2 protein-coding genes (1 of these 2 cut by a window edge) are annotated in these 14,862 nt (G+C 65.7%); both read right to left on the reverse strand.

What is annotated here, in order from left to right:
- Nucleotides 1-993 carry an alpha/beta hydrolase gene (locus tag ACTDXD_RS04425; protein WP_440125969.1) on the reverse strand — a complete coding sequence of 331 codons (993 nt, stop codon included), beginning with the start codon at nucleotides 991-993 and terminating at the stop codon, nucleotides 1-3.
- A protein-coding gene (locus ACTDXD_RS04430; RefSeq protein ID WP_440125970.1) for a non-ribosomal peptide synthase/polyketide synthase crosses the window boundary here: on the reverse strand, nucleotides 990-14,862 show its 3' end. It continues 16,460 nt past the right edge of the window; 13,873 of the gene's 30,333 nt are visible here — the last part of the coding sequence; its start codon lies off the right edge, out of view; the stop codon is at nucleotides 990-992. Before ACTDXD_RS04430 ends, ACTDXD_RS04425 begins: the two co-directional genes overlap by 4 nt.

A 14,862-nucleotide genomic window follows, 5' to 3' on the forward strand; every position in this document is an offset into this window, starting at 1 on the left:
CTACAACTCCATCGACTCCGCCAGCTGCGGCCAGGAACGCTGAAGCTCGTCCTCCCAGTACCCCCAAGAGTGCGTACCGTCGGGCCGGAAGTGGAAGGTCGCGGGGATGTCGAGTTCCTCCAACCGTTCCTGGAGTCGATGCGTGCAGATATTCGTGGCGGCCTCGATCACGCCGCCGACCACGACCTGGTCGAGCAGCGGCGGCGACTGCGGCGTCCGCGGTAGTTCCGGATTCTCGTACGGGCCGGGCAGACCCGTTCCGTTCGAGATGTAGAGCGAGAGGCCGCGTAGGCCTTCCGCGTTGACGGTCGGGTCGTGCGCGACCCAGCCTTCTCCGTCGTACGGCCCCCACATGTTCGTCGCGTCGGTCTCCCCCATCCCCTCGATCACCGACCGCAGATAGGTCTGCCCAAGCGGGTCGCTGGTCTGCGCGCACCCGCTGTACGATGCGACACCGCGGTAGAGGTCGGGAGCGTGGATCGCAAGGGACAGCACCGACGTCGCGGCCATCGACAAACCCGCGATCGCATTGACGCCCGTTGTACCCAGCGCGTCGTCGATCACCGGGGGCAGTTCCTCGGTCAGGAACGTCTCCCACTTGGCCACGCCGACGACCGGATCTTCTTTGATCCAGTCGGTGTAATACGTGAACATTCCCTCGGCGGGGATGACGACGTTGACGTTCTTGTCGGCGAGGAAATCGAGAATCTGGGTCTGGTTGAGCCAGTTGGCGCCGTCCTCGCCGCCGCCTGCCCCGTTGAGCAAGTACAGCGTCGGGCGCGGAACGGATGTATCTGCTGGCTTGATGACCTGCAGGGGAATGTTCCTGTCCATCGACGGCGAATACACGAGCATGTCCGAGTGCCGATCGTCGACCTGCTCGACGCTGTCCACGTGAGCCGCGGGTTCGGCGGACGCAGGTACGGCAGGGACAGCCAGGGCGAACGCGACCGCAGCGCACAACGCTGCTCGGCGCAGAACGTACTCATTCATGTAGCGGATTCGCCCTCATCGGTAGTCGGGTGCAGTTCGATGACTCTACGCACCGTCGGCCCGACGACAGCAAGGGCCTCGGGCGAAGTCATGTGCCAATGCGTCACGGGCACTGAATGATCATGGATCTTGCCCGTGACGGCGGCGGCCCAGCCTGCGGCTCCAGGGCGTCCGTCGGCAGAAGCGGTGAAGTAGAGGACGTCTCCGTCGAACACTCCGGGCCTGTGCTCGCTGAGCAACATCGAGTTGTGTTCTGCGGTGGCGATCAGTCGCTGCACCATCGCTTCGGTGTCGTCGACCGAATTGCCGGTCAGCTCTGCGACGGCCGAGACGAGCCCGGCGACGTCCTCCAGCTCGTCTCCGTCGAAGCCGAATCCCGCGAGCAGATCATCCATGGACACCGCTGCCCGTTCACCGGTCGGAGGCTCGGACGACCCGTTCACGAAGCTGTCGAGCATCATGAGATGGCCCACCGATTCGCCTGCGGCCTGCAGCTGCACCGCCATCGCGTGGGCGATCACACCGCCCAGCGACCAGCCGAGCAAGCGGTACGGTCCGTGCGGCTGAACGCGGCGAAGTTCCTCGACGTACCGCGCGGCGAGTTCGTCGAGGGTGGCAGGCGCGAAGTCGGCTTCGGTCCCGGCCGGCGTCTGCAGCCCGTAGACATCAGTGGCGAGCTGCTGCGACAGGCCGGTGTAGCACCACGACAACCCGACGATCGGATGCACGCAGAACAACGGTGTGCCGGAGCCCTGCGTGCGCAGCTGCAGCACCGGGCGGAGAGCGTCCGACATGCTCGTACCGGAACCTTCGGCGATCAAACGGGCGAAGCCTTCGACGGTCGACTCCTGGAACAACCACTGCAAGGGCACCTGAGTGTCCAGCTCCGCGCGCAGACGTGAGACGAGTTTCGTCGCGACGAGGGACGTACCGCCGAGCGCGAAGAAGTCGTCGTCGAGACCGACCGACACAGCCCCGAGCACATCCTCGAACACCGACGCCACAGCCTGCTCGGCCCGTGTGATCGGAGCCCGGAACTCACGCGTCTCGAACACAGGCTCCGGCAACGCCTTCCGATCCAGTTTGCCATTCACCGTCAGAGGAAGAGCGTCGAGCACCATCACGACATCGGGAACCATGTACGCGGTCAGGAACTCCCCGACCTCGGCACGTACCTGCGCCGACTCCACCGGCGAGCCGGCCCTCGGCACCACGTATGCCACGAGGAGCTGATCTCCACGTGCGTTGGCCCGGACAATCGCCACTGCATGCGCCACTTCGTCGCACGAGGTCAGCGCGGCCTCCACCTCACCGAGCTCGATACGGAAACCACGCAGTTGCACCTGGAAGTCGGAACGTCCCGCATATTCGAGCTCGCCCTCGTGGTTCCACCTGGCGAGGTCGCCCGTACGATACATCAGGCCACCGCCGAATGGATCGGCAACGAAACGCGACGCGGTCAGTGTCGCCTGACCGACATATCCGCGCGACAACTGGTTACCGGCAACGTAGATCTCTCCTTGTACACCCACCGGAACCGGATGCAGACGCTCATCGAGCACATACATGCTCAGCCCCGGCAGCGGACGCCCGATTACGCTGGAACCCGACTCGCGCACCGATTCCTCGGTCAACGCCAGGAACGACACATGCACGGTCGTCTCGGTGATCCCGTACATGTTGACCAACTGCGGCTCGTCGTCACCGTGACGGCTGTACCAACCGGCGAGCTTGCCCAGGTCAAGTGCCTCACCACCGAAGATGACATACCGCAGGCGCAGTTCATCCGCAGCGACACGATCCGCCTCGTCGAACTGGTAGAAGGCCGAGGGCGTCTGGTTCAGGACCGTGACACCGTGCCGTGCAACCAACGCCCGGAACTCGTCCGGCGACCGCGACGTCATGTAGTCGACGACAACCAGCGTGCCACCGAACAGCAACGGCCCCCACAGTTCCCACACCGAGAAGTCGAAGGCGTACGAGTGGAACATCGTCCACACGTCCGACTCGTCGAACCCGAACTTCGATTGCGCGTTGTCTATCAGTTCGACGACGTTGCGATGGGTGACCGCGACGCCCTTGGGCCGCCCCGTCGAACCTGAGGTATAGATGACGTATGCCAGATCCGACGATCGCAATGGCATCAGACGGTCACTGTCGGTGACCTCAGCGGGCGAGAACTCCCCCAACGACAGTTCGTCGAGCACGAGAACCTCGGTGCGCCCCATCTGAGGAAGATCTTGCACCTGGCCCGACGACGTCACCACAACGGTAGGTGCGCCGTCTTCGAGAATATACGAGATCCGACTCTTCGGAGCAGTGACATCCACCGGCAGGTACGCAGCGCCCGCGGTGACGACCGCGAGTAGTGTCACAACCAGCGACTCGTCGCGGGGAAGCGCGACACCCACCAGGGATCCGGGACGCACGCCCGAGTCGATCAACTTGCGAGCCAACTGGTTCGCGCGCGCGGATAGCGCCGCATAGTCCAGCGACGTCTCACCCGCCACCGCAGCAATGTTCTCGGGCCACGCTCGGGCAGCACGCTCGAACAGCATCGGCAAGGTCGTCGAAGTATCGGTCTCGACCCCGGGCACGGTCCACGCGGACAACACCCGCTCACGTTCCTCGGCTGTCACGAAGTCGACGTCTCCGACTGACAGCGACGGGTCAACCACAAGTCCGGTGAGTAGCCGTTCGAACCGCTCCGCGAGCGATGCCATCGTCGCCCTGTCGAACAAATCCGTTGCGTAACCGAGTGCGACGAGCCACTTGTCGTCCTGCTCCACCATCGTGACCTGCAGATCGAACTTCGCAAGATGCGCGTCCGCCTCGACGGCAGACAATGTCAACCCGGGCAACTCGAATCGCGTCGGTGCGAAGTTCTGGAATGTCAGCATCACCTGGAACAGCGGATTCCGCGAGCGCGACCGAACCGGATCGAGAATTTCGACCAACCGCTCGAACGGCACATCTGCATGCCCGAACGCACCGAGATCCACGTCCTTGACCCGTGACAACAAGTCCTCGAACGACTCGCCCGGATCGATCCGAGTACGCAACACCAAGGTATTGACGAACATCCCGATCAGGTCGTCCAAAGCCTTCTCACCGCGCCCCGCCACGGGTGTCCCGATGGCGATGTCGTCCGTACCGGACAACCTGGCCAGCAGAACTGCCAGAGCCCCGTGTACCACCATGAACGGTGTCACGCCGTGCGCTGCGGCCAACGAACCGGCCGCGGTCCGGACTCGAGAATCGAGCACGAACTCGTACGTCGCACCCCGGTTCGATGCCACCGACGGCCGAGCACGGTCCCTCGGCAACGGCAATTCTTCGGGCAACTCCTCGAGCGCGCCGGCCCAGTAGGACAGCTGGCGGGATGCAAGCGAATCCGGGTTATCCTCGGAACCGAGCACCTGCCGCTGCCATATCGCGTAATCCGCGTACTGCACTTCGAGCGGCTCCCACAGCGGCACTTCGCCCATCGACCGCGACGCGTACGCCGTCATCACGTCCCGCGACAACGGGCCCATCGAGAAACCATCGGCCGCAATGTGATGCACGACCACTACCAGCACATGCTCGGCGTCCGCGACTCGGAGCAACTTCACGCGAACTGGCGGCGCCAGCGTCACATCGAAACCGGCACTCACCTCGCGAGCGACCGCGCTCAGCAGATCGGTCTCCGCTACAGCTTCCACCGCCAGACCGAGCTGCCGGTCAACCGTGGGAAGTACGACCTGGCTGCCGATTCCGTGGATCTCGGGATAGTAGGTACGCAGAATCTCGTGCCGCTCGACCACGTCATCGATTGCATGCGACAGCGCGTCGACATCGAGTGTTCCCGACAATCGGATCGCGGCAGGAATGTTGTTCACGGCAGATTCGGGGTCGAACCGGTTGAGGAACCACATCCGCTGCTGGGCAACGGACAGCGGAATCCGCTCCGGACGGTTCTGGGGCACCAGTGGCAGAGCACCGCCCGCTCCCGTCAGCCCTTCGACTGCCGCCGCGAATGCCCCCACCGTCGACGACTCGAAGAGCACACGCACCGGAACCTTCGCGTCCACCTCGGCACCCACCCGCGACACCACCTGGGTGGCGATCAGCGAGTTGCCACCGAGCGCGAAGAAGTCGTCGTCCAGCCCCACGCGTTCGAGGTCGAGGATCTCGGCGAACACCGCTGCCACGGCCTGTTCCGTCGCGCTTTCCGGGGATCGGAACTCACGAGTTTCGAACACCGGCTCCGGCAATGCTTTGCGATCCAGCTTCCCGGACGCATTGAGTGGCAGTGCGTCGAGGACGACGACTGCCTCCGGCATCATGTACGACGGCAGACGGGACGACGCCGCGCGCAGCACGGGTTCGGTGGCGGTGTTGTCGTCTAGGAGTACTACGTAGGCGACGATCCGGTCCCGCATCACGGCAACGGTGGACGACGACACTGCGGGGTCGTCACGCAGCACCGCTTCGATCTCACCGAGTTCGATTCGCAGACCACGCACTTTCACCTGGAAGTCACTGCGCCCTATGTACTCCAGTGCGCCGGAGCGGTTCCGCCGGACCACATCACCCGTCCGGTACATTCGAGCACCGACGACGAACGGGTCAGCCACGAACCGATCTGCAGTCAGATCAGCGCGACCCGCATATCCGCGCGCCACCTGACGACCCGACAGGTACAACTCGCCCGGCACCCTCTCGGGAACCGGCCGCAACCGGTGATCGAGCACATATGCACCGGAATTCCACACCGGCGAGCCGATCGGCACCACAGCGTTGGCGCCGTCGACCACGGTCTCGGTCGCATGCACGGTGAATTCGGTCGGACCGTACAGGTTGTGCACCGAAGTAGTCGGCAACGCCGTCTGCAATCCGGCGACTGTCGCCGGCGCCAATGCCTCACCCGCAACGAGTACGGCCCTAAGGGAACCGCACGCATCACCGCTCAACTGTCCGACGAACACGTCGAGCATCGACGGAACGAACGACACCAAACTGACCGCATGCTCGTCGATCGTCTCCGCCAGGTACTGCGGGTCCCGATGTCCGTCCGCGGAGGCCACCACGAGCCGTGCACCGCTCGACAGCGGTGCGAACAGTTCCCAGACCGACACATCGAACGTGAAGGGGGTCTTCAGCAGAACTGTGTCGTCGGCGCCGATCCCGAATCGATCCGCGATCCAGGCAATCTGATTCACCACAGCCGAATGGCTGACCGCGACTCCCTTCGGACGCCCGGTCGAGCCTGACGTGAAGATCACGTAGGCGGTGTTCTCCGGCCGCAACGGCGAAGAGCGGTCGGCATCGGTGACCGCGGTTCCGGAACGCGTGGACAGGTCCATGTCGTCGACACATACCGTCGGGATGCTGCCGGACAACGCGGCGCGTCCACCTACGGTGGTCAGGACGAGCACGGGTGCTGCAGCCTGCAACACGTACTCCGTCCGATCGACAGGATGCTCGGGGTCGAGTGGCACGTATGCACCACCGGCCACGAGGACGGCATAGACCGATATCAGCATGTCCACCGAGCGCGACATGTACACCGCGACATTCGATTCGGGTCCGACACCGCGGGTAATCAGTTCGCGTGCCAGACGATTCACCCGATCGCCGAACTCCGCATACGACAGCGCGACCGCTCCCGTGAGTACGGCGGTCGCGTTCGGAGTCCGGGTGAGCTGCGCCTCGAACGCTTCGAGGACCGAATCCGCGGAAATCGCATGTGTGACACCGGCCTGGACGGCGCGTACGTGCGCACGTTCGGAGTCGGTGAGAAGGTCGAGGTCGCCGACAGCAACCTGCGATCCGGCAGCCACCTCGTCGAGCAACCGCACGAACCGGTCGGCGAACCCGGCTATCGTCGCGGGGTCGAACAGGTCGGTTGCGTAGTGGAATCGCACGCCCAATCCGTCCGATTCAGCGGATTCCACGACTGTGATCTGCAGATCGAACTTGACCGGCATCTCCCCGACGTCCAGCGCGGAGACCGATAGTCCGTCCAGTTCGAAGGACGTCGCGCTCTCGTGTTCGAATGCGAGCATCACCTGGAAGAGCGGATTGCGCGCCTGCGACCGGGGCGGGTCGAGTATCTCGACCAGACGCTCGAACGGCACATCCGCATGCGCGAACCCCGCGAGGTCCGTGTCGCGAACCTGCTCGAGAATCTCCGAGAAGGTACTTCCGCCGTCGACGTCGGTGCGAAGCACCAGGGTGTTGACGAACATGCCGATGAGATCATCGAGTTCGGCATGCCCGCGTCCCGCGACGGGGGTGCCGATCACGATGTCGCTGGTGCCGCTCAGGCGGGCCAGCAGCACCGCAAGCGCAGCGTGGACGGCCATGAACATCGTGGCATTGTGCTGCTGCGCCAGTCGGTTCAGTGCGTCACGCGTCGATGCCTCGACGTTGAAGTCATAAGAAGCTCCGCGATGGGTCGCCACCATCGGTCGCGGCCGGTCGGCAGGCAGATCGATCCGGTCCGGAACCCCGTCCAGAGCGTTCGTCCAGTAGGCCACCTGCTGCGACACCACACTCGACGGATCGTCTTCGGTGCCGAGCATCGCCCGCTGCCAGAGCGTGTAGTCGGCGTACTGGACGGGAAGCGGTGTCCACCGCGGCGACTCGCCCTGCGCGCGCGCCGCGTAGGCAGTCATGACGTCCCGTGCCATCGCGCCCGTGGAGAACCCGTCACCCGCGATGTGGTGAACGACGAGAACGATCACGTAGTCGGCCTCGCCCACTTCGAACAGCCGAGCACGCAACGGAACCTCGGTCGTCACATCGAATCCGGCACCCACCACACCGGTCACCGCATCGACGACTTCGTCCGATCCGACCAGCTTCGGAGCCAGGTCGAGTCGAACCGCTGACACGTCGAGAATCTGCTGGACTCCGGCACCGTCGTTCTCGGGGTAGACGGTACGCAGAACCTCGTGTCGGGCGATGATGTCCGATACGGCCGCCTGCAACGCGGCCACGTCGAGAGGACCGGAAAGGCGAATGGCCATCGGGATGTTGTAGGCCGCCGACTGCGGATCGAATCTGTTGAGGAACCACATCCGGGTTTGGGCCAGCGACAACGGAATCTGCCCCACCCGTGGCTGGGGCTCGAGCGGAATGGCGCCGCCGGAGCCGGCCAGCTTGTCGACTGCGGAAGCGAGCGCAACCACGGTCGGCGACTCGAACAGCATTCGCACCGGCACCCGCGCATCCACTGCCACACCCACTCGCGATGCGACTTGAGTCGCGCTGAGGGAGTTGCCGCCGAGTTCGAAGAATCCGTCGTCGAGGCCGACACGTTCGACGCCCAGCACGGCACCGAAGACCGACGCCACGATCTCTTCGGTCGGCGTCACCGGTGCCCGGAATTCCCGCGTCTCGAATTCCGGCTCCGGAAGTGCCCTGCGGTCGAGTTTGCCGGAGGTGTTGAGCGGCATCGCCTCGAGCACGACGAGGGCATCCGGAATCATATACGACGGCAACTGATCTGCCGCTGCATCACTAACTGATTCGACGTTGACGTCCGAACCGGATGCGGGAACGACATAGCCGACGAGCCGATCCGACACCACCGCGACCGCCGCCGCCGCGACCATGTCCATCGCCTGCAGCACTGTTTCGATCTCGCCGATTTCGATGCGCAGGCCACGTAGTTTGATCTGATGGTCGCTGCGGCCCAGGTAGTCGAGTTCTCCCGCCGTCGTCCAGCGCACGACGTCGCCTGTGCGATACATCCGTGCGCCGCGTGCGCTGTAGGGGTCGGCGACGAAGCGCGACGCGGTCTGGCCGGTGGCGTTCTCGTAGCCGCGCGCCACCTGCGGCCCCGCGACGTAGAGTTCGCCGCGCACACCGACGGGAACCGGCTGCAGACGCGCATCGAGCACCAGCAATGTCGTGCCCGCTACCGCCGTGCCGATCGGTACGCTCTGTCCCGCACGGGATGTCCCTGCCCGGTGGGCGACCTGGATCGTGGTTTCCGTCGGGCCGTACAGGTTGTGGATTTGCGCGCCGAGCGCATTGCGGACTCGTTCGGCGGTAGCCGAGCGTAGTGTCTCACCACCCGAGAACACATGCTGCAGAGACGGTCCGGGATCCTCGTCGACGACAAGGTCGAGTACCGACGGCACGAACTGCGCGACCGTCACCTTCTCCGCGGCAATCACCGATGCGAGATACGCGGGATCGGCGTGGCCTTCGGGGTGTGCCATCACAAGGCGCGCGCCGATACGTGTGGGCAGCAGCAATTCCCACACGGAGGCGTCGAAGGTGACGGGTGTCTTCCACAGGATCACGTCGTCGCAGGTCAGCCCGAGCGTGTGCTGCATCCAGTCGAGCTGGGTGTTCAGCGCGCGATGTGTGACGGCGACGCCCTTGGGCATGCCCGTCGACCCTGAGGTGAACAGCACATACGCGAGGTGGTCGGGGCGCAGCGGTGCGAGCCGGTCGTCGTCGGTGATCGATGATGTGTCGTTGGATGCACCGACGGAATCGACCGCGAGCATCGGAATCGGAAGTCCGGCCGCGGAGGAGCGGACAAGCGCGAGAGCAGGTTTCGCGGCATCGAGGATGTGCGCGATACGCTCGGCCGGGTGGTCGGGATCGAGCGGGACGTACGCGCCACCGGCCTGCAGGATCGCGTGGATGCCGACGAGCAGGTCGATACTGCGCTCCATGTGCACCGCGACACGTGTCTCCGGGCCGACGCCACGCGCGATCAGAGCGCGGGCCAGCGCCGCGACACGCTCGTCGAATTCGCCACGGGACAAGGACACGCCCGCCGAAGTGACTGCGGTCGCCTCCGAATCGACGACTGCAACCTCCTCGCCTGCAGCGACGTCCGGACCGACTCCGAGCGCCAGCACTCGGGTCCGTTCGGCATCGTCGAGTAGCGGCAACGCCGCTACCTGCAGGTCCGGATCGGCGACGATCGCGGACAGGAGCCGTGTGAAACGTTCTGCGAACGTGACGACGGTCGTGTCGTCGAACAGGTCTGTCGCGTACGTCCAGGCCGCGTCGATGCCGGCGGGTGCGCCGTCGTCGTCGAACTGTTCGATCGCGGTGACCTGCAGGTCGACCTTGGCTTCGCCGAGGTCTGCGTCGATCGGTTCGATCCGGACGTCGCCGAGTTCGAAGTGGCGGCGCTCCATGTTCTGGAGGGTGAGCATCACCTGGAACAGCGGGTTCCGTGCCTGCGACCGGGGCGGGTCGAGAACCTCGACGAGGCGCTCGAACGGCACGTCTGCGTGTGCGAAGGCGCCGAGGGCGATGTCGCGGGAACGCGACAGCAATGTCGAGAACGGCTCGTCGGGATCGATCCGGGTGCGGAGCACGAGGGTGTTGACGAACATGCCGATGAGGTCGTCGAGCGCCTGGTCGCCGCGACCGGCGACGGGCGTTCCGACGGCAATGTCGGCGGTGCCGCTCAGCCATGCGAGTTCTGCGCTCAGGGCGCTGTGCAGCACCATGAACAGCGTCGCGTTCCGTGACCGGGCAAGGTCGAGCAGGTGCTGATGCGTCGAGGCATCGAGATGCACACGATGGGTTGCACCGCGGTACGACGCCACTGCCGGACGCGCACGGTCGGCGGGCAGTTCGAGAACGTCGGGGATGTCGTCGAGAGCGCCGGCCCAGTAATCGATCTGCCGTGAGATCACGCTTGTCGGGTCGTCCTCGGACCCGAGGGCGCCCAGTTGCCACAGGCTGTAGTCGGCGTACTGCACGTCGAGCGGTGTCCAGGCCGGAGTTTCCCCTGTGGACCTGGCTGCGTACGCGACCATCACGTCGCGCAGCATCGGCCCGATGGAGAAGCCGTCGGCGGCGATGTGGTGCACGACGACGACGAGAACGAACTCGCGCTCACCGATGCGAAGAAGGCGTGCCCGGACCGGGACGTCCGCGGTCACGTCGAAACCGGCCCGGATCGCACAGGTGACGACCCCGAGGGCCCTGTCCGGTTCGACGTCCTCCTCGCGCAGGTCGAGGGTGACCTCGGAGACCGGCCTGATCACCTGCATTCCGGCGCCGTCGACCTCGGGGTAGACGGTCCGCAGGATCTCGTGGCGTGCGAGGAGGTCTCGGACGGCACCGCGCAGCGCATCGACGTCGAGATTGCCCGTGAGCTTGATCGCCGCGGGGATGTTGTAGGTCGCCGACCGGGGATCGAATCGGTTCAGGAACCACATCCGCTGTTGCGCAAGCGACAACGGGATCCGCTCGGGGCGCTCTTGCGGTACGAGGGCCGGGTGGCCGGCGGGTCCGAACCGGAATGCCTCGGCGGCCAGGCCTGCCACGGTGGGTGCTTCGAAGATCGCACGGACCGGCACGGTGGTGTGCAGGGCGGCACCGATACGGGCGGCGATGCGGGTAGCGACAAGGGAGTTGCCGCCGATCGCGAAGAAGTCGTCGTCCAGCCCGACTCGCTCGACACCGAGGACATCGGCGAAGACCGACGCGATGGTCTGCTCGACGTGTGTGACCGGTGCACGGAACTCGCGTTCCTCGAACTCGGGATCGGGCAGCGCCTTACGGTCGACCTTGCCCGACGGGTTGAGGGGCATCCGGTCGAGCACCATTACGGACGTGGGCACCATGTAGGACGGAACTCGCTGCGCCACCGAGCTCTTCATCTCGTCGATGTCGAGGTCGGCCTCGTCGTGTGCGACGAGGTAGGCGATGAGGCTGTCGCCGATGTGGGGGTCTTTCCTCAGGACCACGACGACCTGACGCACCGCGGGGTGCGCGCTGAACGCGGCTTCCACTTCGCCGAGTTCGATGCGCAGCCCGCGCAGCTTGACCTGGAAGTCGGTGCGGCCCACGTACTCGAGTTCGCCCGCACTGTTCCGTCGCACGAGGTCACCCGTGCGGTACATGCGAGTGCCATCGGGTCCGTACGGGTCTGCGATGAACCGCTCCGCGGTCAGCTCCGGCTGCGACACGTAGCCTCGACCGAGTTGCTGCCCCGCGAGATACAACTCGCCCGCGGTGCCGAGGGGAACGGGCCGCAGCCTGCTGTCGAGGACGTACGCGCCTGCGTTGCCTTGGGGCGTACCGATGGGCAGCGATGGCACGCCCGTATCGGACGCAACGTGACGGGTGATCGAGAGCGTGAACTCGGTCGGGCCGTATTCGTTGGACACCTCGGCTCCGCTCGCCGCGTGCACGGCCTGCGCAAGCTGCGGGGTCAGCACCTCGCCGGAGCAGTACACCTGTCGAAGCGAGTTCAGTTGACCTTCGCGCGCGACGACGACCACTTCGGTCAGCACCGACGGAACGAAGTACGACGAGGTCACGCCGTGTTGCTCGATGGCTGCGGCGAGGTAGTAGGGGTCGCGGTGTCCGTCGGGTGAGGCGAGGACGAGGCGCGCACCGGCGGTGAGCGGCCACCAGAATTCGCGCCCCGACGCGTCGAACGTGAATGCGGTCTTCTGGAGCACGGTGTCGTCGGCCCCGAGCCCGTACCGTTGCTGCCGCCAGTCGATCGCGACCGCGATCTGCCCGTGCGGCACCGACACGCCCTTGGGGCGGCCGGTGGAGCCCGACGTGAAGATCACCCACGCGGTGTTCTCGGGACGCAGCGGCATCGCGCGTTCCGCGTCGGTCACCGGAACGTCCGATACATCCGCCAGCTCGACGGTATCGACGCGCAGCACCGGGATATCGCTACGCCCGGTGACGGTTTCGCCCGAGGTCGTGATGATCAGGACGGGCGCAGCCGTCTCGAGGACGTACTCGTTGCGCTCGTCGGGTAGATCCGGATCGATCGGCACATAGGCACCTCCGGCTTTGACGGTCGCGTACATCGCGACCAATTGGTGCAGCGACCGCGCCATCGCCAACGCGACGTGGGTCTCGGGCCCGACGCCCAGGGAGATCAAGTGACGCGCCAGCCGGTTCACGCGCGCATCGAACTCGCGGTAGGTGAGGATGACATCGTCGGCCACCACTGCGACCGCGTCGGGAGACCGCTGCACCTGCGCATCGAACAGGCTCACGAGGGTCTCCCGCGGCGCGGTGCCGTTCCAGGTGGTGAGCAGCTGCGCGCGTTCGCCGGGGGTGAGCACGTCGATGGTGGAGACGGTGCGATCCGGTTCGTCCGTCACGCTGCGCAGAACACGCTCGAAGCGCTCCGCGATGGTCTCGATCGTGGACGCCTCGAACAATGCTGTCGCGTAGGTGAATTCAGCGACCATACCGGTGACGTCCCCGGCGTCGTCGTAGGTTTCACCCATCGTCAGCTGCAGGTCGAAACGTGCCTCGGCGAACTCGACATCGAGAGCGCTCATCCGCACGTCGTCGAGCTCGAGCGCGGTGTGCTGCATGTTCTGCAGAACGAGCATCACCTCGAACAGCGGGGTCCGCGATTGCGACCGGGTGGGGGCGAGCGCGTCGACGAGGCTTTCGAACGGGACATCTGCGTGCGCGAACGCGGCGAGGTCGGTGGTGCGGACGGAGTCGAGGAACTCGCTGAACGACCGGTCCGGATCGACGTCGGTGCGCAATACGAGCGTGTTGACGAACATGCCGATGAGGTCGTCGAGTGCGGCCTCGCCGCGGCCTGCGACGGGAGTACCGACGGTGAGGTCGCGGCTGCCGGACAACGCGGAGAGCAACACCGCGAATGCCGCGTGGATCACCATGAAGAGCGTCGAATGATGCTCTCGGGCGAGGTGTTCGAGTCCGGCGTGCAGGCCGCGATCGATTGTGATCCGGTGCAGCGCACCCTGCTGGGAGCGGACGGCGGGTCGCGGACGGTCGGTGGGCAGGTCGAGTTCGGCGGGTGCTCCGGCCAGGGTCTCGGTCCAGTAGGCGATCTGCCGCGATGCGAGGCTCTCGGGATCGTCCCCGGAACCGAGAAGTTCACGCTGCCAGAGCGCATAGTCGGCGTACTGCACGGCAAGTGGAGCCCACGCCGGGCGTTCACCAGCGACGCGAGCGGTGTACGCGACCATCACGTCGCGGATCAGCGGCGCCATCGAGAAACCGTCGCCCGCGATGTGGTGTACGACGAAGACCAGGACGTGCTCGCTGTCGCCGAGATGGAACAGCCGTGCCCGTACCGGCACGTCGCGGGTCACGTCGAACGCGCGCGTGATGAATTCGGTGGCCAGCGACACCACATCGTTGTCGGAGGCCTGCACCGGGGTGAGATCGAGGATCGCCTCGTGCGGCGGCAGGACACGCTGGTGGGCGGCGCCGTCGGCCTCGGGGTAGACGGTCCGCAGGATTTCGTGGCGCTCGATCAGGTCGGCGACCGACGCGTCGAGCGCATCGACGTCGAGAGCGCCGGACAGACGCACCGCAATCGGGATGTTGTAGGCAGCCGAATCCGGAACGAACCGGTTGAGGAACCACATCCGCTGCTGCGCGAACGACAGCGGCACGAGTTCCGGCCGTTCCTGCGCGACGAGCGGGTTCCGGGCACCGCTCGTCGTGAGACCCGATATCGCCGCCGCGAGGGCTTCGACGGTGGGGTGTTCGAAAAGGGTGCGCAGCGGCACGTCGATTCCGAGCGCCGCACCGATCCGCGACACCACACGCGTCGCGACGAGTGAGTTTCCGCCGAGCGCGAAGAAGTCGTCGTCCAGTCCTGCACGCTCGACGCCGAGGACCTCGGCGACCGCGTCTGCCACCGCACATTCGACGTCGCTGCGGGGTGCGCGGAATTCACGAGCGGCCACCTCGGGTTCCGGCAGGGCACGTCGGTCGAGTTTGCCGGAGGCGTTGAGCGGCAGTGCGTCGAGCACCATGATGACATCGGGAACCATGTACCGCGGCAACGCCCGGCCGACGGTTCCGCGGACCACGTCGGTGTCCACTACGGCGCCCGCGGTGGGGACGACGTAGGCGACAAGTTGTGGCCCG

Source organism: Rhodococcus sp. SJ-3, from assembly GCF_051918125.1.
Taxonomy (GTDB): Bacteria; Actinomycetota; Actinomycetes; order Mycobacteriales; family Mycobacteriaceae; genus Rhodococcus.

Bases quoted from the DNA above. Each gene is read 5' to 3' on its own strand.
- ACTDXD_RS04425 (WP_440125969.1), bottom strand. From the start codon at position 993: ATGAATGAGTACGTTCTGCGCCGAGCAGCGTTGTGCGCTGCGGTCGCG.